Annotated in this window: 27 protein-coding genes and 1 tRNA gene; 6 read left to right on the forward strand and 22 right to left on the reverse strand. The window is 44.6% G+C overall.

Annotated elements, in window-relative coordinates:
* Positions 1–59: 59 nt before the first annotated feature.
* A tRNA-Glu gene (locus FRZ54_RS04660) sits at positions 60–131 on the forward strand.
* A gap of 363 nt (positions 132–494) precedes the next feature.
* Entirely contained in the window at positions 495–1,709 is a 1,215-nt protein-coding gene (locus tag FRZ54_RS04665) for a site-specific integrase (RefSeq protein ID WP_147030481.1), read from the forward strand.
* Positions 1,710–1,758: 49 nt separating this feature from the next.
* On the opposite strand, the gene FRZ54_RS04670 is transcribed toward FRZ54_RS04665, so the two are convergent.
* From FRZ54_RS04670 to FRZ54_RS04765, 21 genes are all read right to left on the reverse strand, one after another.
* Complete coding sequence (locus tag FRZ54_RS04670; RefSeq protein WP_147030482.1) at positions 1,759–2,043, reverse strand: hypothetical protein; 285 nt, start codon at positions 2,041–2,043, stop codon at positions 1,759–1,761.
* A 7-nt stretch (positions 2,044–2,050) separates the two neighbouring features.
* Positions 2,051–2,317, reverse strand: coding sequence for a helix-turn-helix domain-containing protein (locus tag FRZ54_RS04675; RefSeq protein ID WP_147030483.1), 267 nt, complete (start codon positions 2,315–2,317; stop codon positions 2,051–2,053).
* Positions 2,318–2,642: 325 nt separating this feature from the next.
* Positions 2,643–3,302: a hypothetical protein gene (locus FRZ54_RS04680; RefSeq protein WP_187359743.1), complete on the reverse strand. Its 660-nt coding sequence runs from the start codon at positions 3,300–3,302 to the stop codon at positions 2,643–2,645.
* Positions 3,303–3,423: 121 nt separating this feature from the next.
* Complete coding sequence (locus tag FRZ54_RS04685; protein WP_147030485.1) at positions 3,424–4,242, reverse strand: hypothetical protein; 819 nt, start codon at positions 4,240–4,242, stop codon at positions 3,424–3,426.
* A 45-nt stretch (positions 4,243–4,287) separates the two neighbouring features.
* On the reverse strand, positions 4,288–5,130 hold the full coding sequence (gene traN / locus FRZ54_RS04690) for a conjugative transposon protein TraN (RefSeq protein ID WP_147030486.1): 843 nt from the start codon (positions 5,128–5,130) through the stop codon (positions 4,288–4,290).
* A gap of 16 nt (positions 5,131–5,146) precedes the next feature.
* The gene (traM, locus tag FRZ54_RS04695) at positions 5,147–6,070 is read right to left on the reverse strand and encodes a conjugative transposon protein TraM (RefSeq protein WP_317131610.1); all 924 of its coding nucleotides are present in this window, start codon (positions 6,068–6,070) and stop codon (positions 5,147–5,149) included.
* On the reverse strand, positions 6,028–6,414 hold the full coding sequence (locus tag FRZ54_RS04700) for a hypothetical protein (protein WP_147030488.1): 387 nt from the start codon (positions 6,412–6,414) through the stop codon (positions 6,028–6,030). Before FRZ54_RS04700 ends, traM begins: the two co-directional genes overlap by 43 nt.
* A gap of 2 nt (positions 6,415–6,416) precedes the next feature.
* Positions 6,417–6,707: a hypothetical protein gene (locus FRZ54_RS04705; protein WP_147030489.1), complete on the reverse strand. Its 291-nt coding sequence runs from the start codon at positions 6,705–6,707 to the stop codon at positions 6,417–6,419.
* Positions 6,694–7,326: a conjugative transposon protein TraK gene (gene traK, locus FRZ54_RS04710; RefSeq protein ID WP_147030490.1), complete on the reverse strand. Its 633-nt coding sequence runs from the start codon at positions 7,324–7,326 to the stop codon at positions 6,694–6,696. Before traK ends, FRZ54_RS04705 begins: the two co-directional genes overlap by 14 nt.
* 29 nt (positions 7,327–7,355) lie before the next feature.
* A complete protein-coding gene (gene traJ, locus FRZ54_RS04715) occupies positions 7,356–8,507 on the reverse strand; it encodes a conjugative transposon protein TraJ (RefSeq protein ID WP_147030491.1) in 1,152 nt (383 codons plus the stop codon).
* Between the two features lie 10 nt (positions 8,508–8,517).
* Entirely contained in the window at positions 8,518–9,159 is a 642-nt protein-coding gene (locus FRZ54_RS04720) for a TerB family tellurite resistance protein (RefSeq protein ID WP_147030492.1), read from the reverse strand.
* 1 nt (position 9,160) lies between these two features.
* On the reverse strand, positions 9,161–9,799 hold the full coding sequence (locus FRZ54_RS04725) for a hypothetical protein (RefSeq protein ID WP_147030493.1): 639 nt from the start codon (positions 9,797–9,799) through the stop codon (positions 9,161–9,163).
* Between the two features lie 11 nt (positions 9,800–9,810).
* Positions 9,811–10,482, reverse strand: coding sequence for a conjugal transfer protein TraI (locus tag FRZ54_RS04730; protein WP_147030494.1), 672 nt, complete (start codon positions 10,480–10,482; stop codon positions 9,811–9,813).
* A gap of 10 nt (positions 10,483–10,492) precedes the next feature.
* Entirely contained in the window at positions 10,493–12,937 is a 2,445-nt protein-coding gene (locus FRZ54_RS04735) for a TraG family conjugative transposon ATPase (RefSeq protein WP_147030495.1), read from the reverse strand.
* A 24-nt stretch (positions 12,938–12,961) separates the two neighbouring features.
* Positions 12,962–13,738, reverse strand: coding sequence for a hypothetical protein (locus FRZ54_RS04740; protein WP_147030496.1), 777 nt, complete (start codon positions 13,736–13,738; stop codon positions 12,962–12,964).
* Between the two features lies 1 nt (position 13,739).
* Positions 13,740–14,081 carry a DUF4133 domain-containing protein gene (locus FRZ54_RS04745; RefSeq protein ID WP_147030497.1) on the reverse strand — a complete coding sequence of 114 codons (342 nt, stop codon included), beginning with the start codon at positions 14,079–14,081 and terminating at the stop codon, positions 13,740–13,742.
* Between the two features lie 9 nt (positions 14,082–14,090).
* Entirely contained in the window at positions 14,091–19,613 is a 5,523-nt protein-coding gene (locus tag FRZ54_RS04750) for a helicase-related protein (RefSeq protein ID WP_147030498.1), read from the reverse strand.
* A 37-nt stretch (positions 19,614–19,650) separates the two neighbouring features.
* Positions 19,651–20,088 (reverse strand): DUF1896 family protein, encoded by a 438-nt coding sequence (locus tag FRZ54_RS04755; protein WP_147030499.1) that lies wholly within the window; start codon positions 20,086–20,088, stop codon positions 19,651–19,653.
* The gene (locus tag FRZ54_RS24340) at positions 20,073–20,228 is read right to left on the reverse strand and encodes a hypothetical protein (protein WP_187359744.1); all 156 of its coding nucleotides are present in this window, start codon (positions 20,226–20,228) and stop codon (positions 20,073–20,075) included. Before FRZ54_RS24340 ends, FRZ54_RS04755 begins: the two co-directional genes overlap by 16 nt.
* 15 nt (positions 20,229–20,243) lie before the next feature.
* Positions 20,244–20,531: a DUF4134 domain-containing protein gene (locus tag FRZ54_RS04760; RefSeq protein WP_228462716.1), complete on the reverse strand. Its 288-nt coding sequence runs from the start codon at positions 20,529–20,531 to the stop codon at positions 20,244–20,246.
* A 215-nt stretch (positions 20,532–20,746) separates the two neighbouring features.
* Positions 20,747–21,187, reverse strand: coding sequence for a hypothetical protein (locus FRZ54_RS04765; RefSeq protein WP_147030500.1), 441 nt, complete (start codon positions 21,185–21,187; stop codon positions 20,747–20,749).
* 303 nt (positions 21,188–21,490) lie between these two features.
* Between FRZ54_RS04765 and FRZ54_RS04770 the strand changes: the two genes are divergently transcribed.
* Positions 21,491–22,051 (forward strand): hypothetical protein, encoded by a 561-nt coding sequence (locus FRZ54_RS04770; protein WP_147030501.1) that lies wholly within the window; start codon positions 21,491–21,493, stop codon positions 22,049–22,051.
* On the opposite strand, the gene FRZ54_RS04775 is transcribed toward FRZ54_RS04770, so the two are convergent.
* Positions 22,048–22,896 carry a LytR/AlgR family response regulator transcription factor gene (locus tag FRZ54_RS04775; protein WP_147030502.1) on the reverse strand — a complete coding sequence of 283 codons (849 nt, stop codon included), beginning with the start codon at positions 22,894–22,896 and terminating at the stop codon, positions 22,048–22,050. The two genes, FRZ54_RS04770 and FRZ54_RS04775, sit on opposite strands and share 4 nt — an antisense overlap.
* 99 nt (positions 22,897–22,995) lie before the next feature.
* On the opposite strand from FRZ54_RS04775, the gene FRZ54_RS04780 reads away from it, so the two are divergent.
* The 3 genes from FRZ54_RS04780 (at position 22,996) to FRZ54_RS04790 (ending at position 25,256) form a co-directional block, all read left to right on the forward strand.
* Positions 22,996–23,367: a hypothetical protein gene (locus FRZ54_RS04780; RefSeq protein WP_147030503.1), complete on the forward strand. Its 372-nt coding sequence runs from the start codon at positions 22,996–22,998 to the stop codon at positions 23,365–23,367.
* 189 nt (positions 23,368–23,556) lie between these two features.
* A complete protein-coding gene (locus tag FRZ54_RS04785) occupies positions 23,557–24,117 on the forward strand; it encodes an RNA polymerase sigma factor (protein ID WP_147030504.1) in 561 nt (186 codons plus the stop codon).
* 71 nt (positions 24,118–24,188) lie between these two features.
* Positions 24,189–25,256 carry a PLP-dependent cysteine synthase family protein gene (locus FRZ54_RS04790; RefSeq protein WP_147030505.1) on the forward strand — a complete coding sequence of 356 codons (1,068 nt, stop codon included), beginning with the start codon at positions 24,189–24,191 and terminating at the stop codon, positions 25,254–25,256.
* The last annotated feature ends 2 nt before the right edge of the window (positions 25,257–25,258 follow it).

Consider the following 25,258-nt stretch of genomic DNA (forward strand, 5'->3'; position numbering starts at 1 on the left):
AGCTATATCTTTGCCGTCCCGAAAAGGGGAGTTGCTGCTTGTCGGCCTCCATATGATTCGGCCCGTTCGTCTAGGGGTTAGGACGCAAGATTTTCATTCTTGAAACAGGGGTTCGATTCCCCTACGGGCTACTAAGATTAAAAAAGAGAAAGGTCGCGTCATTCGTGGCGTTCCCCCACTCTAAAGAACTAAAAACCGCTCTGAGAGCGAGGAATCAAATTAAGTTCGATTCCTGTTCCGGGCACACAAAGCATTATTAAAGCTTTCAAAAGCCTGCAAATCGTTGATTTGCGGGCTTTTTTGTTTAGTCCAACATTCAAAGATTTCAAAAATAATCAAAGTTAACTTGCGTCATTCGTGGCGTCTTAAAATTTTCAAAAAAGACGCAACCAAGTCGATTTAACACATTGATTATCAACATGTAATTGAGGCTTACATCTTGTTTGAAGCATTTAGCATTTCCAACTTTAAAAAACAATTTAAAAAAGTTGGTTATGATTGAAAAAAGCTTTGGCCTGTTCTTCTTTTTGAAGCAGCCTAAAAATCAGAAAGGTGATGAACGTTACATTTATTTACGCATCACCGTGGATGGAATTTCAAAAGAAATTTCTACTAAGAGAATGTGGACCTTATCAAGATGGGATCAAAGAACCGGACGACCTAAAGGTAAAACTGAGGAGGTAGCAAAATTGTGTGCATACCTAGATAATCTAAAACTAAATGTTTATAGCATCAAAAGCCAATTGATGCTAGCTGATAAAGAAATCACGGCTGAGATAATAAAGAAATACCTTACAGGCAATGGCGAAGAAAGAAGAATGCTTCTTTGTATTTTCAAAAAGCATAACCAAAACATTGAAGAATTAATTGGAAAGGATTATCAACCTAGGACTTTCAAGCGCTATCGTACAACCTTCGACCATACGAAGGCATTTATTAACTGGAAATACGGCAAAGAAGATATAGACCTTAAGGATTTAAATTATGAGTTTGCAAAGGATTTTTCGTTTTGGCTAAAAACGATAAAATGTTGTAATCATAATTCTGCAATGAAATATGTCAGCACTTTAAAGACTGTTATACTTGAGTGCATGAAGAAAAAGTGGTTAAGGGAAGATCCTTTTAGCGAATTCAGTACCGCTCAAAAAGAAGTCGAGATTATACCACTCGATGCAGTTGAATTATCTATTATTCAAAATAAAAAATTTTCCTTTGAACGTTTGAATCTAGTAAAAGATATTTTTATTTTTTCCTGTTATACGGGGTTAGCTTATATCGACACAGGTAATTTAAAACAAGGTCAAATACGCAATGGGATTGATGGCCAAAAGTGGATAATAACGAAAAGACAAAAGACAGATACACCTCAGAGAATACCTTTACTTGCCCCAGCTTTGGAAATAATAGAAAAATATAAGGATCATCCCCGGTGCATGCAAAAAGGTTATGCACTGCCAATTTTGACAAATCAAAAAATGAACGCATATCTGAAAGAGATTGCAGATGTTTGTGGCATTGAAAAGAAATTAACTTTTCACATCGCGAGACACACCTTTGCAACAACTGTGACATTATGCAACGGGGTACCTATTGAAACCGTTTCGAGCATGTTAGGACACAAAAGGCTTACTCAGACCCAACATTATGCAAAAATCATAGATTTAAAAGTCAGCGAGGATATGGCGTTGCTCAGGAAGAGGCTTTCTTGATTTTCAATTTTTCTAAAACAAAGAACCCGGGAAAGCCCTGGTTCTTTGTTTATATATTCTTTATATAAATTTTGCTTCTGATACCGGGATGATACGACGGAAAATAAGTAATATGCCCAAATACCTGCAATTCTTTTAGGCACTTGTGATAGGTCATAAAATTATTGATATGGGAGTACTCCATTACCTTTCTTCTGGAGATGTAAATGGGGCTGTTGAGGTCGTCGTTAGATGCAAGCTGCATAATCCCAAACATCATTGCCAGGTGCCAGACGTTTACTCGTTCATCTTTCACCAATATTTTTAGAGGCTTTTCAAACACACTCAAATTCATCACATCACTATTTCCTACTTTTAAACAAAGCATTTATCTCAGCAAGACTATATCTCCAGGAACCACTGATTTTAACCGGATTTAACTTGCCACTTATCCGAAGATTTTGCATAGTTCCAGGCGACGCCTTTAAAATCTTTCTAGCCTCACTGCTTTTTAACCATTCCTGTGGTTCATTTTTCTGTGGACTTACCGGCAATAGTCTCTTTAGGTCATCTAACAATTGCATTCTAAATATTTGCAAATCTTCTTTCGTTACTACTTCAACTCCCATAACACGCGAATTAATTCAATTTGTAAAATGCTGCATTCAATTATGAGTCAGATAGACCCTACTTTTTTTCCGGTGATTAAATGATGGGACATATTTTATATATCCAAAATCATCTAAATCATGAATCGACCTATGATACGTGGCTACACTGATCTTAGCTCGTACCATCACTTCCTGGGCTTTGATTAATACAGGATCATATTTATTTTGCTCATACCCATATTCTAACAGCACAGTGAATAACCCAATATGGTTCAACCCAATCCTTGGATCAGATTGAACCGCATTTAGAAATATCGATAGTAAGCTCAGGCCCTCCATAAATCTATCCCGGCATACTGTAAACAATCAGCCAATAGGCATAGGAGCTACAATCTGCAGCATAAGCCGCGCTCCGGTAAACTATGGCGCCGGCGATGTCACTTGTTGCTGCCGCGACCCACTTGGTGATACCTTTTAATGAATAGGACTTAACAGGTGGATTGGAATAGCCCCAATAGAACGAGGAAAACCGAGCAACTGAACAAGCTGAAAGAACTACAGCCTTGTCACTTTCATTTAAGCCTCCATTAGTATTTACCGAATTTTCCAATTGAATTATTTGCCCCTTCAAATCCGAATATCCGTAGCTATTTTTTACACTATTTCTTAAGATCGAGAACAATTCCGTTAGCATTTCTTTTGCGGGGATTGAGCAATCTAACTGGCTGATAAGTTGGTCCGTGTTCAGTGATACTGTACCAGCAACTGTGTCATAATACGAATCGCCTGGCGTCTTTAGCTGAAGCGGCGCCGTTGCATCTGTTACCGCCTTAGCGGTTGCTGCCAAATCCGGTTTGCAAGATGTACAAATTTCGGGGACGACTTTTGCCAGGATCAAATTATGCCGTTCACCAATTGTGTCATAAGGGTTGCCCGGGTTCTCAGGGGAAAGAGAAATCTCAGAGAAGCTTTTTGTGCTAAGACTGATTGAGTTCGGCCTCATAGTTTCGTTTTTACAGGAATAAGAAAAGAACGCGAACAGTGGTAGTATTAAAAAATATGGCTTCATGTCTTTTTACTTTTGAGAATGAGGTAAGGAGGTTGCCCTACTTGCCTCATTGCGGTTAAGAAATTCCTTGTTTTCTTCTTTTACTTTTTTTTTCAGTGTCAACCTTTTCAGATGCCTGGCTCTTTTGGCCGTTCTTATTAGAAACTTTGTTTCCATCATCCGTGTTGGATTCCTTTTGATCCATACGAAGCCGTTTTTGCTGGGCATCAAAAACCGTCACTGTTTTATACTGCGGGTTTGCCTGCAGATAACGGTTTTCAACATTTCCGTCCTGAAGGAACGTAACAAACTGCCTGTTGCCCTTTTCAAGTGAGCGCATCAGTTCCTGTTTATCCTGTTCGTTGTTGAGTTCCTTGATAGGAAGTTTTGTTAAAGCCTCCTGCAGATCGAAGCCATAATTTTCGTGAAAGGTCTTGACCTTATAGTTTCCGCTTTCGTCTGTATTCTTAAAATCAAGTTGAACCCAGGCGTTATACTTCTCGCCGTTGGGCACATAGCGCACATGCTCGCCTTCACCGACTTTGTCCAATTTCTCCAATTCCTTATATACTGCCCGGCCGCACATCAGGTTATATGCTTCCTTAAGCGTATAATTATTAGCCTTGCCTATATAGAAAGTTTGAGTAGCTGATTCTTCAGCCTTGTCAGGCTTTACTTTTATCTCGTAGCTATTGAAAAAGTATTTTTCGTCCGTGTTTGACTTCCTGAAGTTCAAAATTGCCTCGACATTGTCTTTGCCGAAATCACGGGCGTGCAGTAATTGAAATGTTGGCTGCTCGCTTTGGATCTTGTCCCTCAATTCATTTTCATGTCCCTCACCGAAGCCTGTGTACTTTACCTGGTCTTTCAGGTAATTGAAATTTTCCTGATTCATAACAAATTGTTTTTAAATGATTAAATATTTAGTATCGATCTCGTATTAAAGAGCCCTTGCCTTGAGTAGCTGCTTTCCGTCAATGGCCAGGGATAGCTTTCGGTCGCCGTTTTTTTCGTACAGGTCGATGACCAGCAGCTTACTGTCCGATATTGTAAACTGAGGGAATGCAAAAACAAGATGACGGGTGGATTTGCCAGGTATTATGCGCGTGGAATCGCAGCTTGCGTACAATGGTTTTTCTTCCTGCTCCTGCAAAGCCATCCGTTTAACCTTTTTCCTGTCCCTGGTAAAAAAACTACAGAATTCCACTGGGTAGTCGATATGCGAATGATTAGTGACGGACATGCCGAAATACATGCTCCCTTGGTCAAGGTAGATGCCTTCAATCTTCAATTCCATTTTTTGAGCACGCACCTTTTCATTCATGAAATGTTTTCTCGAAAGGACCTCGTCACACTTGGCCTTTATTAAAGGAAGGTTTAATTGTCGGTTTGTAAAGTTTATCTCCGACTGTTCGTGGTTTTGTTGTTTGCGAAGATCGACCGCCTGGTATGCAGGCCGCTCCGTACAATCGACGATAAAACTGTAAAGCTTCCCGTCAGCGGTAATGACGCTCAGGTTACTTTCAGGCTGATCAAGCCGGTCTGCTTTTATCTTAAGCGCATTTTCTGCGTCACCGACTTTTTCCGCAAGAATGTTCCGGCTCCCCCTGTCGACACTTTTGATTGTTGCAGGAAAAAGTATGACGGTAGTCTTCAGGTTATTGATCTCTATGCGATACGGAATAATTATCGCACTCTCATCGAGGTTCTTAACCTGCTGTGCATTTGCTACGCCTGCCCAGGCGGCAAGCAGTAATAAAATTGCTGCTGATAGATTTTTCATTGTTTGCTGTTTAATGTTATTGATTGAGTTGATTTGCGTTGGCCAACAGGATTCGATAGCCTGATTTTATCGTTACCTTCACCAGTCTTACTTTTTTGCTGAACAATCCCTTGGCTGCCTGCATACCGGCACTGGCGGCCTGTGCACCTATTGAAGGGGACATAGAATAGAAATCCATGTTTTGTATGGCCTGGTCTGCTCCATCCTTTGCTGCATCTCTTGTAATGGCACCCGGTACATGCAGTCCCGCAAGCCCGTCCATATCAAATGCCTTGAGGGCAACAGAGAAGACAGAATTACCCAGTCTCACCGTTTTTATATCGACATCGAGCCTATCGCCATCGAGCGAGCAATTGCCGTAAACAAAATTGTTTTTCGGAATAAGTGTGCCATTGATGAAAATGTCCTGCAGCAAGCGAAGCTTAATTGTTGCTCCCGAGCTAAGTGTTTGTTCACCCTGGACGATAGCGGCGATCCCGTTCTGCTGCGCAGTAGTTGCCGTGTCGGATGCTTCAAAAAAACCATTGTTACTCAGGGCTCCGGAAAGAACGTAGGATTGCACGTCAGAACTGGCCGGCATGTAGCTTTTATCTGACGCTATTTCCGTGGTACCTACTGGGAACACGGTACCGCGTGATTTTTCCGACTTTTCCCTGAGCTGCTCTTTTACCATTTCCGGATGCTCCAACTGAAGTACTTTGTCGAGCATCCCGCTTAACTGTTTCATTTCAGGATCATATTCGGATTGCCTGCTAATTTGGGATTGAAGCATATCCAGTTTGTGCTGCGCTCCAAAAGAGGAGTTGCCTTCATTCTGGACGGAACTTATTACCGGCGTTGTATTGATCTGCTGTCTTATGGCTGAAAGCCTTTCATTGATTGCAGCTTCATTTGCCTCTAATGACCTAGCCCCCCTCCTGCAGTGGTCTGCATATTTAATCCTACGCCGGAAATCCTTCCATTAAGATGATTCGCTGTATCTGCGGCAGTTGCTCCATCTGCTTCCTTATAGTAGGGGTCATCCCTGATGGCCTGCTTCAATTTCAGCGAGTCTTTTTCCGCCTGAGTATAAAAGCTTAACTTATTGGCGGCACTATCATTTTTAAACTGTGCCTTTGGTACCTGAAAGTTGAGCCCTCCATGAGTTGTTGATGATTGCGCATGTGCCTGGCCGCCGCCACCAAGCGCCCAAAAAAAGAGGCTGCAGAAAGGCACCACTAATAGCGGCAATACAAGTGCAAATTTTCTTTGCCTTCGCGCTTGTTCGATTGTTTTTTCTTTCATGATTATTGTTTTTTATTTGGATGTGAAAACTGTTTACCAGGCACATTCAAGTGCTGAACGATTGGTTGGCCAGGTGGCCCTTTAGCAGGAAGCAGGCCATTGATGATCAGGAACAGGCAATAGCAGCCTGTAAACAGGCAGAAACTCAGCAGCAGGATTTTTAGTCGCACCGCTTTCCAATCAGCAAAAAATCTATTGAGGTGGCCAGCACACTTTTGTGCGCCTTCACAGAGAAGCTTTGATAGCTCATTGTCGCTATTCTGCCGCGTGTCGATTTCTTTAGTTGCTTTCATAAGAACGGTTTTGAGTGCTCAGATCATTGTTTTCAAGAATAGCCCAACGCTCGATCAGAAAGCCATGCGGATTGTTATCGCTTCGTTCAATATTGCGCATATACCCTTCTGTCAGCAGGTTGCGGGTCACAATAGAAGTAGTCCTTATCAGCTTCTCTTTTGCATAGCACCGAAAATGATAGGGGTACTGACTGAGATCAAAATGGATACTGTCAATACTGATTTCCTGGCTTATGTTCCCCGCTATAATATTGGCATAGTAACCCTGCTCTTTTAAGTTGTCGTAGACTTTTTCGGCAGAGTTATCAGCCAGGTAGAGGGCTTTGCCAATGTTGACATTTATGGTTTTCTCATCAGGGTCGAGGCTGAAAAACAGCCTATGAAAGGTCGCAATATGATCCCTTGCCTCAACGGCGATATTGTCCTTCCGTCCTGAAGCGAAAGCTTCGATGGCTTTACCGTTTGCCAGTATGTACAGGCGTTGTTCATGTTGCTCCAGCTCGCGGAAACACTTATAGGTAACGAATGAGCATATTAATGTCAGCGCAATAGTGTACAGGATACAGAAGGTCCTTATTTGCCGGAATGCAGTGTCGATGTTATTTAGTTTTTTGAACATTTCTAATTGATTTTAATTCATTGGTGAGCTCAGCTTTTCCCCGATAGCTTGTCCTGCATATGTTGGTTACCTGCAGTTGAACCCGCCGTGTTATTTGCAGCACCGATATTGCTCTGACCATTATTATTGGAAACTATTCTCTGGAGATCGGAAAGCCCCTGGGTAACTCTGCCCGTACTGAATGCGATAGCACTTGATGCCAGGGTACTGGTTTTATTCAGCAATGCATGGCCTCCTACATTGATAATATAATTGGCGATGGATGGGACAGTGAAGTATCCCACGATGCCGATCAGCATGAAGATCAGGTAGGCGGTATTGGTACTTTTGAAAAAGGGATCAGCGGCTCCACCCGACTGTTCCAGTTGGATCATATTCTCCTGTATTTTGCTGATGATGGCCCCGAAAATATTGGCCACGGGCAGCCACATGAATACATTGACATAGCGAGCTAGCCATTGCTTCAATGTATGCTGGAATCCGTCAAAGACACTTAACCCAAAACAGAGTGGGCCGAGGATAGCCAGCACTATCAATTTGAATGTCCGGATCGTATCTATGCACAGCGCTGCCGCTTCAAAGCAGACATTAAGGAACTCCGCCATCCATTTTTTGACCATATCCTTAAAGCCCCAGCCGGAAGATTCAGCGACGGGGTTCGGTGTATAGGCAGCGGGACCTGCTGGATTGTCCGGGTGTGTATACTGGTACCATTTGGCCGGGTCGGAGTTCATGTCTACGGGCTGTTCAGCCTGTTCCGCCTTCTTTTGCATATCGGCGTCCAGCATATTATAAATGGCCTTGTTTGCATCTCCGACCATAGCTTGTGTAGCAGTAACGGTCGGTTGCAGTACGCCATTCAAAAGTTGAAGCACTGCGGGAAATAACAGGATACATATGCCTATCGCAAATGGCCGCAGTAATGGGTAAAAATCGATGGCCTCGGCAGCAGCAATATGTCGCCATACCCTCGCTGCGATGAACCAGAGTGCAGCAAAGCCTGCAATACCCCTGCCCACATCGATCATACGGCTACAAAGGGGTATCATCTGGTTATACAAATTATCGAGGACGCCCTGCAGGCTGTGGATATCAGAACCTACTCCCTGTGCAAAGGAAAACGCGGGCAAAAGCGTGGCTGAGACTGCTATCAGAACAGCCTTAATCTGAATACTTTTCATATGTTATGTCTTATTTTATTCCATAGAGCTTTTGAAGCGTTTGCCGGTCATTTGCCGCTGTGGCCCGCCGGATGGCGAGGTCGGCGGTATTACTGTTGAAATGTTGCATAAAGCTGAGCTCCTCATGCCCGCTCGCGTATAGCCGGTCAATTGCGGTAAGTCGCTCTGCATCGTTCATTCGGAGTTTATCGTCGGTAATGATCATCGTCAGCTCGTCCAGGTTCTGAAGGCTGTTGGCGACCAGGTTATTATAGACATCACTGATATAACTCAGCTCCCGGGGGCTGAAGTTTTTGTCCGCTTTAAAGACATGATAAGAAGATTGATAAGCGCTGACCAATGCTGCCTGATCATTGATAATATCCTTTATCCTCGGGTACTTTCGCACTGTGGGGCTTACGGACATTAAGCCGTCCAAAAAGACCTGGTGCACATTGAAGTTGCCCTGCGCAATGCCTTTCACATTGCTGTAACCGGTGCTTACTATCTGGTAGCCCTGCTCCATTTGCTTTAATATGCTTTTCATACCAGCCAGCTTCTGATAGTCCAGGCTGAGCTCCTCGATCAAGTCAGCAATTGATTGCGCTTTTAGCTGGGGCGCAACCAGCACCCCGGCCATCGAGATTATTACTGTCAGAAATATCTTTTTCATTTTATTGAAGATTATATAATCGTTTGAGTATTTTTTGTTGCCTTGCTTCCGCCTGCCTTCTTAGGGTGACATTGCGGGTCCTGTCTATGAATGTCAGGCAGAACGCATACTTATCTTTCATATCCGCATCAATACTGTTGATTTCTTTGATCCTATCCACATCAGCTAACTGAAATTTGCCCGGGCTGATCACATCAGCGAGCATGACGAGTTCTTTATCGCATTCAGCTATTAAATGATCTGCTACTTTTTGCAGGTAGCTAATATCTCCGGCAGTCACCAGGTCCTGCCCGTGCTGCCATTGTATGAACCGGCGGAAATTCGATTTTATCTCAGCTGCCAGGGATTGTATCTCCGCTACTTTAGGGTTTTGTCGTACTGCCGGGCTCACTTGCGACAAGGAAAGGAAATAATTATTATTCAAACTGAAGCTGCCGCTTTTCAGGTCATGGATGTTTGCCAGGCCATCTTGTGTTTGCATGTAACCATGCTTCAGACCGGACAGGTAAGTTTCCATCAATGCGATCTGCAAAGCCATATCTTTTTTCTTCGTCGATTGTTGGCTGAAAAAACTGCCGATACCTTGTCCGTGGGCCCAGGCCGACACTAATACTAAAAAGATGCTTAAGTACTTTCTCATATACAAAATGCTTAAAGGCCATATAATTTTTTAATAGCTGCTCTGCTTTGCTGGTCTTCTGCACGTCGCAGGCTGAGCTGTATGTTGCCTGAGTTGTATTGCCGCAGGTCGTCCATGTTATGTTGCAAACCGGTTGCCGCCTTGTGTATCAGTGCCAGGCGCTCAGCATCGCTCATACTCGTTGACAGGTTCGTTATAGCAAGCAGCACTTCGTTCAGGTTCTGTACACTTGCATCCAGGATGCCGCGGTAGACCCCGCGCATGTTGTTGAGATCGTCTGTCGAAAAATTCTGGTCCCGCTGAAATAGGCCAAAGGCCTGGTGATATTCATTGACTAATTGTTCCTGCTGTTTAACCACTGCCTTCACCAGCTCATAGGTTGATATCACAGACTTCACTTGATGTAGTTCCCGGTAGTAGTCCGCATACAGCTTTTTCTCCTTGTCCAGCCAGCCAGAAATATCATTCAGGTTGCCCAGGGCCATCTTGTTCTCAAGCTCTTTTTCCGCATTCTGCAAGGCGATGGTCTTGTTTTGCATTTGCTGCACTTTGAGATCTATGGCTACGATCACTTTTTTTACCGCACTTGTGATCAGCCCTACAATAGGTATCTGTGCGCTAAGTTGCATGGAGCAACTAATCACCAAAATCGCAGTCAGCATGCTTATCTTTTTCCACTTCATCTTCCCCTCCTTATTTGTTTGTTTGTAAGTCTTTGATCAATTGGGTAATCCCCGCTTCCATACCGCCATACTTTTGTGCGTATTCCAATACCTTAACCCGTTCCTTTCCTTCGGTGGTAAATGCATAGTACTCTTCCGGGCACAACTCATTCCGGTAAACTGCCTGCAACTGCCCGCCTATATCGATGTAGATCTCCCGCTCGTCTTTATTTACAGACAGAAGGATGGTCTTTCCCTTTTCGGACATACCGAGGGTGTCCTGCAGCTTATCAAACTTGTTGATGAACTTGCGCATGTCCATCAGTATCTTGATGTCAGCATTATTTATAATGGCATCTTTAATGATGGGAGAGCTAACCAGGTCATCAAGTTCCTGTGTGATCACGATAGGTATACCGTTGAACTTGCGGATGGTCTTAAAAGCATATTTTAAAAACTCAGCCATGCCAGACTTTGCTATTGCCTTCCATGCCTCATCTATTGTGAGTACCTTGCGGACGCCTTTCAATTTCCGCATTTTGGAAATAAACAGTTCCATGATCACCAGCGTAACCACCGGGAACAGTATGGGATGGTCTTTAATATTGTCGAGTTCGATTACAATGAAGGGCTGATGTAAAAGGTCGAGGTTTTCCGTCGCGTTAAGCAGGTAGTCAAACTCGCCGCCCTTATAAAATGGCCGCAACACGTAAAGAAAATTATCTACGTCAAAATCCCTGTCCTTTACTTTATGTCCTTTAAGCACTTCAACATAGTCGGTCTCCAGGTATTCATAAAAACTGTTGAAACAGGGAAATATGGCCGCATTGTCATTGAGGTGTTTGTAATAGCCGGACAAGGCATTTGATAGCGCTACATATTCACTGCGGTTAAAACTATCATGTTCCTGTTTCCATAAGGCAACCAATAATGATTTAAGACTTTCTGTCTTTTCGGTATCAAGCTGGGTTCCATCTGCTAAATAGAAAGGGTTGAATTTTATCGGGCTTTCCTCCGAATAGCTGAAATAATATCCGCCCAATGATTCGCAGAGTCCCAGGTAACTACCACCTATATCTACGGTAACACAATGTGCGCCCTGGGTGTACAGGCTATGCAGTATGTGGTTAACGGTCATACTCTTGCCGCCGCCCGATGTACCGCAAACAAGGGTACCCATGTTACTGGTAATGCCTGCTTTCCGGGGCCCGTCATAAAGATCTATGTACAGGGGGCGCGATGAGAGGCGGTCACAAAAACGGATACCTTCTGCCTGCGACGCCGTTGCGGGACAGCCTTCCGACGCGATAAAGCAGGTGGCTTGCTCAAGGAATGTATCGAAGCAATCGTTCATCGGGAAGTCAGCACTATTGCCGGGAATACCCGCCCAAAATATCTGGGGAGCACCAACGGTCTCTTCCTTAGCGATAGCATCCATCTGCGCGAAGGCAGTTCCTACCTGGTTTCTTATTTCTTTAATTTGCTCTTTGTCTTCTGTCCAGGCCAACACATTGAAATGGGCTTTAACCGGTAAGCGCTGTGCAGATATAGCCTCGTTAAGAAAATCATTTACCGCGTCCCGCGACAATGCATTTTCACGGCTGTAGGCCGCAAGGGACTGTAGCCGAAGCTTTTTTTGTTCGAGCCGTTTAATTGTTTGCTGTGCATCATCGATGAAAATGTATTGATTGTACAGGTGGTCGCAGGGCAGCAGTTGTCCCAATGCGCTGGCAAACCCAATGCTGAACTTCGTTTTATCGGTACTGTATTTCTCATAACTGATCCTGCTTCCGCATAAGGCAGGCAAGTCATCTGCATCACTGAGCGTATATAGTTGACACTTTTTATTTCCAACCGCTATTTCCGGTTCAAATTTGATATCGCTGATCATAGGTTGATCAGGATTTTCGGACAGTTGGCAATATCGTTCGACAATACCTTTTGTTCCTTTGTCGCTGGATAATGCTCGATTACTTAATTGTTCCAGCTTCATATAACCTGAATCGGCTAACAGATGCCTGAATTGACTACAGGCATTCAGGAACTGCTGTAGCATTGCAGGATTAATCGTCTGCTCCGGCACCAGGTTGCGACGAGTCAGGTTGCTGAATAATGAGCTGCTGACCCTGCGTCCATCCGGCTTCTTGGTCAGGTACACGTAACAGCTATGATTAAGATAGTTGCGGCCCGAGAAATATTGATCAGCAGCCTTATGAAGAAAATCGCGGTGCTCCATAGCCGCTGGCTGGTAGCGGGACTGCAGAAACCAATCCTGCTTGTGAAAAACCGTAAACTTTGGCAATATCCGGATTGCTTTTACCCAGGCCTGGTGCAGTGTTTCATACTCTTCGCTGCTAAGCGAAAACAGTTCAGGCAATTGAACCTTAAACGCAACGGTGATATCTCCCTGCCGGGAAACGATACAATTGTGTTCAACAGCCAACAATGGCAATAAATCCTCCATCCGCTTTTCCATAATCATTTATTGATCTGCCTGTTCTTATAAATGCCTGCCGTTTCTCTTCTTTTTTTGCTGCTTCCGGTCCTCATTCTTTTCACTCAACTGCTTCTTTAATTTCCCGGGGCCGGCGAGAGGAATGCTTTCTGATCTGAGCTCTTTTTGTATTGGAAACTCGCGCAGCAGTTCGAAGTCTTTCATGCCGTATTGCCTGGCCACCCCGACCGGGTCTAGCTTCAGCTCATTGGGGATAGCAATCAGGATGACGTGATCGGGCAGCCTGTCGCTATCAGTACCCGGTCTGAATAAACAATGGGCCTGCCGGTGATAAAAGAATAAATACCGTTCACCATTTTCAGAGAGTTCCATGCTATTAAAGCGCAGGCAATTGAACGGCGCTTCCGTCTCACGCAATTCTTTGAGTCGCCAGTCGATGGTAAAATCGCTGCCTTCGATGTTGATATGGGGGAGTTCGCCCACAAGCCTCCGCCCCAGACACTCATCGGCCAGGTAGTAACCCCAATTATGCTCCAGGGAGGCTGTATTATAATTCAATAGTTCCTGTGGGCTGATCTCTTTATACTCCAGGATAGCCTGCGGAATCGTCAACTGAAATGTTTCGTGCTTGCCTTGGTTGTCAGTTAGCGGCGTGATACCATTAGCATTTTGCGTTTCGTGGAATGGACAACTATAAAAGCCGTTCTCAATTTTCAAATCATTAAATGAGATGACCACTTCCCCGCTTCCATACTTCCGCAATGTTCTTGCATCGCTGTCTAAGACAAAAGGCGTGTTACCGATCAATATATTTGGAATCATTTTACCTGTTACCTGTTCCATTTTCTTTCTTGTTTAATAAGAATACTTTCCTGCTGCGCACTTTGATAAACCGGGGTACCTGCTGACGGGCAGCGGCTTTCATCATTCCATACTGCCCATATTTACGGCTCATCGCATAAACCTTGACAAACAATAAGGTACCGGCCCCCATTACAATGGCGACGCAGATCAGCGGATAAATTCCAATGATATAGCAGATCGCAAAAACGATGACCAATGCGACCAGGCCACCACCCAGGTACCAGATGTATTGTGCTTTAAGCCCTCTGAACTCAATGCTTTTATTGATTCCCCTGTTGATTTGATATACACTGTTTGCCATGATAATTCATTATAGGCCCAACGATCTTCTCTTCGTTCTCTGCGGAATTAATGCAACTGATAATTTCCCTTTTAGCTGCTGTTCGTCTGGCGGTGTCATCCTGATGACACATCCGTCGGGCTTGCCCGGGGCATCCTGTTGCAAGGACTCACTGCTGAACAGGCCGTTTTCTTTCATCTGCCGTGACTGGATATTGATTGCAATTTCCCGTTCCAGTTTTGCCAAATGCAACTTCATATCAGCAAGCTCTTTTTCTCTTTCAAATGGTTTTTGCGCAATCTGCTCCAGTAGCGGGATCTCGCGCTCCAGTTCCTGCACCTTTTGCTCATATTTTTCTACCAGGTTGTCTACCCTGTCGATTGCATTCAGAAAATGCCTTGCGGCCAGTTTCGGGTTGTCCAGGTTAGGGTGTCCCTGGTTGTAAGTGTATTTTATTCCGGTCTCAGGTTGCTCGGCATAAAAGGTGTTATAATTGCGGGCAACCAGCCTGCCCTCGGATTCGATCATTTCGGTATGTTGACGGATATGCAATGCAAAGCCATAGAGCGAACCAATCTGGCTCTCCGTCCCCGGTTGCCACTTGTGATACAATGTTATTATTTGCTTACCGATAACTTCTGCCTCTGCGCCTTCATATCCCTTCAGCCTGATCGGATTTAACTTCGAGCCATCTGCAGCATAGCCAAGCTGGTCTTTATAACTTTGCTGGTCAGTTTTTAATCGCTGTAACAGATCAATGGTGGTAACTCGCTCCGCGATTACAGCTTCCAGGTGTTGCCGTGTCCTCGACTGCTCTTTGAAATGAGCTTTTTTCAGGCTTTCAACGACTGCAATCTTTTTCTCTATCCTTGATTTTTCCAGCAGGCTGGTATCCCCTGACAGTATAGCGATGTACTCGGAAAAGTTCATGCCGCTCTTCTCATCTATTGCCCCTTCATCAATTGACCGGATGTTTAGCTCACAGTTCTTCATCTGGCTGATGAAGGTCTGCTTGTTTTTCAGCAGGTTGAATTTGTAATTATCCAGGGATTGCTCCGTAGCATAGATGAAGTTGAGGACCTGGTTATTGTAATGGGCCTTTGCCAGCCAGTTGCCCTGCCGGGCACCACGCCCGTTTCGTTGTTCCAGTTCAGATGGCTTCCAGGGTATATCCAGGTGGTGCGTTGCTATTACCCGCTCCTGTACATTGAGCCCTGTACCGGCTTTCTCCGTACTGCCGATCAATATCCTGATCTGTCCTTTGTTCATTTTACGGAACAGCTCAGGACGCTTTTTATCACTCCAGTCATGGATGAATGTGATCTCATGGGCGGGAAGTCCAAAATCTGATACCAGCTTGTCCTTAAGCGCATCGTACATGTTGAACTCGCCTGTCTTCGGCGTGCCAATGTCACAAAAGACGATCTGGGTACCTTTATGCTGATCACTCTCCCAATAGACGGCCGCGACCTTGCGGGCGCAGGTATTTATTTTATTTTCCGGGTGATCACTGTAATACCCCGATATCAGCCGCATATCTGTGGCCATCTTCTTGGCATAGTTCGTGGCGATGAGCATCCTTCCCTTGTCCTCTTCAGGTGTCAGGCGGCCCCTGCCTATAAGGGTACCGTCTCCGGTCCGCGCAAACTCCATCAGTTTTTTGATGAACTCCTGCTGCTCTGTCGATGGTTTAATATTGACCAGCTCTTCTTTGAGAATAGGCTTATCCAACTGGATATGTTGCGCCGTTTTATAATCGGTGATCTCATTATAAAACAAAGCGAGCTCGGGGACTTTAATAAAGTGCCGGAAGCGTTCCTTAGCGATGATCTCGTTGGTGACAGAGAATTCGAAATCGGTGGTCTTTTTGGCAAATACCGCTGCCCAGCCGTCGAAATTCTGAATACACTGCCGCTCCATTTCATTAGGCCGGAGGTATTTGAAGATCAGGTACATCTCGGTGAGGGAATTGGAAATAGGCGTACCCGAAAGAAAGGTGACACATAGATCACTGTCAAACTTTTGCTGCAGCGTTCTTACTGCGAAAAGCATGTTGAGTGCTTTCTGGCTGCCCTCCATATTGCCCAGCCCGGCTACACGGTTATGACGGGTAGTAAACGTAAGATTCTTAAACTTATGGGACTCATCGATGAATAAGTGGTCTATACCCAGGGATTGGAAATCGATATCAGTGTCTTTTTTACCTTCGATCTGCGCTGCCACCTCTTTGAGTTTGCCCGCAAGGTTTGTCTTCCTGATCTCCAGCCCCTTTAATACACTTTTAGATATTTCAGCACCACTCTGTTGCAAGGTATCCAGGTCTCTTTCAATATTATCCAGCTCTGCTTCAAATATGGCTTTCTGTATCTCCGGCGACTGGGGTATTTTTCCAAACTGATCATGGGTCAGGATGATGCAGTCCCAATTATTGTTCTTGATCTCATGGAACATACGCCGCCGTTTCTCCGGTGTAAAATCATTTTCGCCGGGAGCGAGGATACGTGCTTTCGGATAGGCAAGTCGGTAGGTGTTTCGTATCTGGTCAACGTTCGCCTTTAATGCCAGGATCATCGGCTTATGCACGATCCCCAATCGCCGCATTTCATTTGAAGCAACGATCATGGTCAGTGTCTTCCCAAGTCCAACCTCGTGGTCAATCAAGCCACCACGATTCTGCATTATGCGCCAAGCCGCATTTTTCTGAGAACTGTACAGGTCCTCGATCTTCAGTGCTGCCTTGTCCAGCCCCGGGAAATGCAGGTGACCGCCATCGTAATCGCGCAGGACATAGCAATTAAAGGTGTCATTATACAGCTTTTCAATCCGCTGCTTTTCTTCTGCCGGCAGCTCCTGCAGCCAATCCATGAAGCGTGAACGTATGCTTTCAATTTTTTCATGGGCAAGCTGTATGGCGTCATTGTCAGGTATGCGGACACTGCGTTCGCCGACCTGCACTTCGTAGGTGAAAAAAGGGGTCGTATTTTCCAGGGCATGTTCCAGCAGGGTGTAGCCATAACTCGTCCGACCGTTTTTAGGTGTTACTGCATATTCCTGTAAAACTTTTGGGTTTGCACCTTCACAAGCCACTTTGAATGTGTCCAGGCTGGCCAGGTAGCTAACATTCGTGTTGATCTCAAACAGGTCAGTAGCAAACCGGTTATAGTATTCCAGGGGTATCCAGCGTTCACCCAGGTTGAAATCCAGCAATTCAAAGGGAACGGCCTCCGGCTGTACCTTTTGCAGCGCTTCAAGACTGTCTCGGTAATGTGGGTTTTCCGGGTCATCACTAACACGTTTTTGGGCCTGCTCCAGTTTATACACGACATTACCAGAAAGGTATTGGTCACATGTCTCCCAGTTATCTGACACCGGGTTGATCAGGATGTGTTGCGATAAAATTTTTATCACTTCGGCTTCCGACAGGCCGGTGACGGCTTCTATAAAACTGATTGCAACACAGCCTTTGTCATTCAGACACCTCGCTAAGGCCTCAACAGGATCATCAGTACTGAAATGGTCAGACTGATTATCCAATGCTGCCTGCAGGATATCTGCTTTGCTGAACCGTTCTTCGTTGCGTCGCTCCAGGGATGTCAGGATCAGTAAGCCATAGGCCGTATCTTCTTCAATCAGCCTTTTATTGGCCGCCAAGTTCAGGAGGCCGAACTGATCTGTAAATCGATCATAGCGTTCTGCCAGGAAAACCCGCTGCTGCTCCAATTCGGCGCTGCTGCCGCTATTTTGATCGAATGAAAGGTAGGCATCACGCAGGGAAATGTACTGCCGGTAGAAATCGGCACGGCTCGGGGTTACGGCCATTGGCTGGAATTGTGCCTGGCCTGCATCTGTGTTTAGGTTACTTATCTTACCGATCTTATCCTTCCACTCAACGAGCATACCATTACGGGTGAAGCGGTCGAGCTCAGTAAAAATTGCCGGGTCCTCCGGTACGAGGTTGAAAGCTGTCTGAAGTGTGCTGTCTCCTTCATAGCGATAATTATACGCGTATCCTTTCAGGGTATTGCTTATATCGTCCAGGTAAGGGGAAAGCTGGCTACCGTTCAACCAGTTACTGGTTGGTTTGATCTCAGCAACATTTGAATATAGCCGGTACAGGTAGCGGTTTTGTTGTAAAGCTTTTGCCGCAACCAGCACGATGAGGTCGTGACCCGGATGTTGCTGCGCAGTTATTGTGCTCAGCACATTAGCAGAGTCTTTTGCAATTATCGATCTATCCTGGTCCGTCAAATAGGCATACGCTTTGTTACCCGCTTTGCCGCTCCCCATATCAAACAGGCCTAACTGCGTCTGTGTATTTACCTGTGGCATTTCCGGCATCGGCAATAAGCTCATTTGTTTGCCGGGCAATTTGCCGCTGCTGTTAAGGCTTATTGTCTGAAAGCCATCACTGTTAATTCTTGCCCAGAAATCGGCCCGGAGCTTAGCAGATAATTGCCCGGAAATGTCAGACAAATTGCCCTGCTGCCACACCGTTTTACTTGCAATGCCATATTGGTTTTTACCGTCCTTGATATCATTGCCTAGCAACAGTTCGGGATGTTCTGCCAGGTAGCTATTGTAGTTATAGCTGCCAAAAGGCCCTGAAAGTGTTAAAGTCCCAATCAGTTTCTGTTCATCATCGCTCAGGCCGTTTTTTTGAGCATCCTTCTGTACGATGAGTAAATGACTAGGCGCTTCGGTATTGCCCGTGTCCTTCATGAGGTTATCAGGTAGGGCCAGCAGGCTGACAAAATTTGCCTGGGCGAAGAGGTAATTCCTGGCTTCCATATTGGAAGGATTGTTCAGGAAGGCATCGGTGGTGATGTAGGCCAATAAGCCCTTGTCTGTAAGTTTGTCGAGGCCCTTTGCAAAAAAATAGTTATGTATTTTGCCTGATAGCTGGCGCGTCGGAAAGTCGGGATCATAGACCTGGAAATTGCCAAAAGGTATATTGCTGACCACCAGGTCATATTGCCCTCTCCCTTCTCCTCCAGTCTCCTCAAAGCCTTTTATTGCTACGGTTGTTTTAACAGGGATATGTGCGGCAATTGCCGATAGCACCTTGCCTGTGAGCGTGTCTTTTTCTACCGCTTGTATTTGTTTCAGTGATGGGAAGACTTCAATTGCGGCGCGGATAAATACACCGGCCCCGGCGCTTGGTTCATATAAGGCCTGTGGTGTTATCCCTTGTTCTTTCAGGGATTCAAAAAGGATGGCGGGAAGGAATGCCGGGGTATAGAACGCGGTCAGCACACTGTTCTTCAGTGATCTGATGATCGTTTCATAATCCGTAGCCGCAAAATGGGTTTTTAATAAATTGTGGAGCTCTTCCATTTTAGGAAGCAGCCTTAAGTCGGCTTCAGTTGCACCGGATGCAAGCCAGGAGTCCCGATCGCTCCCGTTGAAAAGAATTGCTTTAATGCCCCCGAAGCCGGAATATTGATGCAATTGTTCGATGTCTTCAGCAGACAGTTTTTCGCCGGCCTCCCAACGAAGAGCGGCCCTGACCGCAGCGATATTCGCCGTTAATTTATGATACTGATTGTATGCCATACCACACCGTTTCCACCCCGCTCAGTAATATTTTTAATTATGCACTTCTTAGGTATTCATCAACTTCTGCCGTAATAGCGTAGTACATTTGCCTGTCCTCTTCCTTACTTTCCGAGAAGTTGTACTGCTCAAAAATGGGCTGGCAATGAGCTACCAGGTTCGTAAGCTCATAGGTCAGCACGCCCATCTCCGCGAACCGGCTGAAGCTTGCCGGAAATTCTTCTTCCAGCAGTGTCTTCAAATAGTTGAAGCGGGAGGGACGCAGATCAGCGGTTAACAGCTCCAGGCTAAGCTCTTCAATGATGTATTGCGGCTTTCCGCCCGATACCCAGTCCTGCAATTGACCCGATATGCCCGCGAGCTTATCTTCTATGTATTTAGTCATTCCAAATTGTTCCTGCAGCCGTAGCAGCAGGTCCGGATTATTTTGAATGATATAGCTGCGTAATCTTTCCGCAATTATTTGTTCCAGCATTTTCGTTTAGTTTTTATGAATGGATAAACGGGCAAGACGATCAGATAGCTGATAAGGACGGACAGGATGGCCGCCAGGATGATCAATAATGCAAAGACCGTTCTTATGATCATCGCCATTATCAGGTACGCACCTTTCATGCCTTCATTCTTTAGTTAAACCCCAAAGAAACTTTTCAGTACTGTGGCCACGATCACGAGGAATACACAACTGCCAAACCATGCCGCTGCGACTTTACCTGTATCCGGCTCTCCATGGTTCCATTTGTTATATACTTTCACTGCCCCGACTAGTCCTACAATAGCGCCGATGGCATACATCAGGCTGGTGCCTGCGCTGAAGTAGCTTTTCACCTGAGTGGTCGCCGCATTGATACCGGCACTTCCGTCCTGTGCAACAGCCTGCATGCTGATATAAAACAGCAGCACAGACGTCAATAACATTGCTTTTCCTGTTAATAGTTCTCTGCCTTCCGGCATGTTGCTCCAATTTGTTCTCTTCTTTTTCATACGACACGATATTGTTTGATCCTTAATTTCTTTCAGGCCCTCCCTGCCATTGGCAGGGAGGCTGAAAGTTGCCGCCTTCCGTTCCCTTCTTTCATTCATCTGTCAGCCAACCGCTCAAGGTTGGAAGGGGGCAATACCCGGCTTTTCACTCATCCACCCACACTGTCCCTGCCGGTATATTCTTCACTGTCCCAGGTACTATTCAATTCCGCGGCACTAATGCTCAGCCCGCAAACCTCTTTCGCTTGCAGTATAATTTGATTGTTCAAGGCGACACGGAATGCGGGCTTTCCAAGCCCCCGGTAGCCGGATAATCGTTGTTTCAACTGCTTTAGGATAACTGTTTTGTCCAAGGGCAAAGCAGCACGTTCGAATATGGCATATCGCAGGTCGCGTACCACATCTTCCAGCTCATTGATGTCGGCTTCGCTGTCATCATACAGTGATGAAGAGCTTCCATTGTTAGCCTGCTTAAAAATGAATTCCTTAACTTGTGGCCCGTAGTATTTAAGCAGTACAATTAAGTAGTATGCAATAAGGCACAGCACTACGGCAATCCAATATTCACTCCAGGTAATTTTGCTTATCATGTCAGTTTTCCTTTAATGTTTTCACCAATTCTTACATAGCAAAGGTGCCCTCATTTGAAAAGCTGTTTTCACACCGCTGACCGTATACGGTGATATTTTTTTTAAGCCTGAATTGGCGGTTCTTGAAGACGGGCGCTGTATAATTTGACTGAAAAATGGATGGAAAACAGAGTATATCCGTATACGGAATTTGGTTCAGTAATCGCCCCAATCATATTCCTATAAGTGAGGCTGAGTATTAATTTGAGCGAGGCGTGTAAAATACCCTCCTCAAAGTTTGTGGTAACCCGGTAATTTTATCTCATGAATGATACAGCAGATTCGGGCTTACAATCCATTAGCCTGCTTAAAAGGCAAATCAGTTTCATTTACACGATTGACCCCCAAAAGGAAGAGATCGCGGTGAGGTACCATGTCTATCTTACTGATGGGGAAGCAGCCAACGAAACACCAATCATGTTCTTCATTAAAAAATGCGATAAGCAATGGCAAACAGGCAGCTACATAAATGAGGTTTTTATTCCGGAGGAAGATATAATAAGCGAGAGTATTACGGACGTAATAGTACAACAGGCTACTTTCTTTTCAAGAGCAGACAAAATGCGCCGATGGCAGCGATTCTCACTCGATAATGCGCACGGTAAGTTCAGGTTCTCCGATAAGCTGAATGCCTACCAGGTCGTTTACAAACAAAGGATCGGCTTTCTTGAAAATAGCGATGATATTGTAGAGGAGCAGGAATTTATCATCATTGAAATGGGAAGGGAATGGCTCACCTGCACCGTCCTGGCAGAAAATGGACGGGAGATTTTCAGCAGTTTAGTCACCAACGAGATCAAAGACTATATTTTACAAATGTCTTAATTCGAGACTGATTTTCGTTTAATCCAGTCACGGAACTCTTTTGCACGTTTCTGGCTGATAATCACCGGCTGATTGTGTTTAGGCCGCAATTGCAACTGTATTTTTTGATGTTCGATATTTTCAAAGTGTTCGCAGGCCTCGATGTTGACCAACATCTGGCGGTTAGCGCGAAAAAATTTTCCAGGTGATAATTGCTCCTGTATGGCATCGAGACTTGCAGAAATTAAAAAGTCTTCTTTTTCAAATGTCCGGATGAAATTATAATCCTCCTCATGGAAGATGTAGCTGATATTGGATACTGATATCGGTATATTCTTTGTTCCCCTGGAAGCAACTATGACTTCGGTGTTTTTTGATTCAGTTATTTGATTAATGCGGTATTTTTCTGTAACAGACAATTCCTGCGCCTTACGCATCTGCAGGTAATAATAGAAAGTCAGATAATAGAGGTTAAAAAAAAGGATCATTCCCAGGATCACAGGGAAATCATATTGCAGGTAACGGGTCACAAAAATATCGATGTCATAAATCCGGAAGTAGATTGTCGCGAGCACAAATGCAACGACGCCGGGCAGCATGACGCCCAATAGGAATTGCAGCGCTATTCTCTTTACTGTATGCGCATTCCAGTCATAATGGATATCGAGTCTAACAGTTATCAGGTGGACGATAGTGATAAGGATAAATGCAATGACTGCGCTTAGTAAAACCGAGCGGTAGTAATCCCAGGTAAGCAGCAGTTGAAAAATACTGTCTTTCTCACCAAATACAACAATAAAATGAGCGGCAACGACGGAAAGGATTATCCTGAAATACAGATCATGATATCTGGAAGTTGACGGCACGCTTAAAGGTTTAAATGACGATTGAATAAACGAATTTGCTGCAAATTGGTTTGGATTTAATTTATAATTAATTATAATTGAAAATCAAACTTATGAACCATGCCAAAACAACCTTTCGACTCCACCGGTGTCAGCGCCAAACAGGCGGAACTTTACCAACTATCAAATGCTGATCTATTAACACAGGCAAACCTTATACGGTCCAATTTAGTGAGCTGGGTGAATGATAATTTCACACTTGACAATGGACAGCAGGCATTTTTGAATAGCGCCGATCCAAGATGGATTCAATATACTGCGCAGGTCACGGGCTTCGCTGTTGAGAACAGGCTCGGTATATCGCTGGCAAAAAAAGGAACGGGCTCCGGTAAACTGGTCAAGACGATTGGCACCGGGCTCGAATGCGATTTTTCAAATACTTCTGGATTTGCTGCCAAGGGAACTTTAGTTTTTGAAGTGGATTACTCTTAATCTGTTTGCAAAAAATTACTTCATCGCAAGTAGTAAAACCTGAATTTCATTCTTAATGCTAAGAATATTCACAGTTATATTTTCAAAATATTAATTTTACATAAATTAATTTTCCAATTTAGCTGTGATTTTTTAGCGTATATGCGTACCGGGGGTTCATCGTCAAATGATTTGACTCCATATTTGAATATGGTTGATCCCAATTCCTTTGAAATTATCTTCAGAAAGTTTTATCCATCCCTTTGCTTTTTTGCAGAACGGATTACTGGTAGCCACGACGATGCTGAAGATGTAATTGAGGAACTCTTTGTAAAATTGTGGAACAAGCAATTGCAGTTTGAAACGGAGCAACATCTTAAAGCGTACCTGTACCGCTCTGCAAAAAATGCTTGCCTTGACTTTTTGAAGGTATCTGAACGGTCCGACATGCGTAATACGTTCTTTGCTGAAGAGCGCGGCTATAGTGAGGATGCCTACCTCAATGAGATTATTCGCGCAGAAATAATTTCTGAGGTTTATCATGCTATTGAAAGTCTGTCACCTCAGTGCAGCAAGATAATTACGATGAGCTATCTTGATGGAAAAAGCAATCAGGAAATTGCAGATGAATTAAATCTATCGGTACAAACAGTGAAAAATCAAAAGGGACGCGGTCTTGCTATGTTAAAGCAACGGTTACCTAATGACAAATTCCAATTGCTGCTACTGATCCCATATTTACAGCTATTCGATTTGCTCTATAAACATTAAATTCTAAAAGCGGCTTAGTACTTTATTCCTGGAACGTCGTATTGGTTACATATCCATTTAGATAACCAATAATGCTTCCAATTACTGCTGCATGTAATACACTGATTTTTGATGACAGGTTTGCTGATTTGTGGCATTTGATCGGCCATACGCCAATGCTCAAGTTATGCTATCGCTACAACGGCAAAACAAGCTTCATCTTTGTAAAGTGCGAACAATATAATCTGACGGGCAGCATAAAAGACCGAATCGCCCTATTCATTCTGCAACACGCTTATAAGAAAGGTGAATTACTGCCGGGGTATAAGATTATCGAGGCGACAAGCGGCAACACAGGCATTTCTTTCGCCGCTCTTGGAAAAGCTTTAGGCCATAAAGTGCAGATCATCATGCCCGATTGGCTAAGCCAGGAACGGATTGACATTGTAAAAAGTCTGGGTGCCGAAATTACGCTGGTAAGCAAAGAACAGGGAGGTTTTCTTGGGAGCATTCGGAAGGCGGAACTTATCGCCCAAAGTCAGGCCGGTATTTTTCTTCCCCGCCAATTTGAAAATGAACTAAATACGGAAGCTCATGAAAAAACAACCGGCCCTGAAATCTGGGAGCAACTGCAACGATATAAAATGCAGCCGGACGCGTTTATCGCCGGGGTTGGTACCGGTGGGACAATTATGGGGATAGGACGCTATTTGAAAAAGCAAAACCGGTATGCGCAGGTTTTTGCGCTGGAGCCGGCAGAAAGCCCGACGCTTAGTACGGGCTATAAAACCGGCAGTCACAGGATACAGGGAATTTCTGATGAGTTTGTCCCACCGATCGTTGATTTTAAGTACCTCGATCAGGTTGTACAGGTCAGTGACGGCGATGCGATTCTTATGGCCCAAAAACTTGCCTCCCAGTTAGGGCTGGCAGTGGGCATATCATCAGGAGCGAACGTCATCGGAGCGATAAAGATGAAGGAGCTTTTAGGGAAAGAAGCCTGTGTCGTGACTGTTTTCCCTGATTGCAATAAAAAATATCTGAGTACAGATCTCGTGAAAAAAGAACCTGAGCGGGAAAACTATATTTCACCCTACGTTGATTTTATAGGGTACCAGCCACTCAATAAAAATCACGTTCAGAAAAGCGTATCCAATTAATA

Source organism: Mucilaginibacter ginsenosidivorans, assembly GCF_007971025.1.
In the GTDB taxonomy this organism is placed as follows: Bacteria; Bacteroidota; Bacteroidia; order Sphingobacteriales; family Sphingobacteriaceae; genus Mucilaginibacter; species Mucilaginibacter ginsenosidivorans.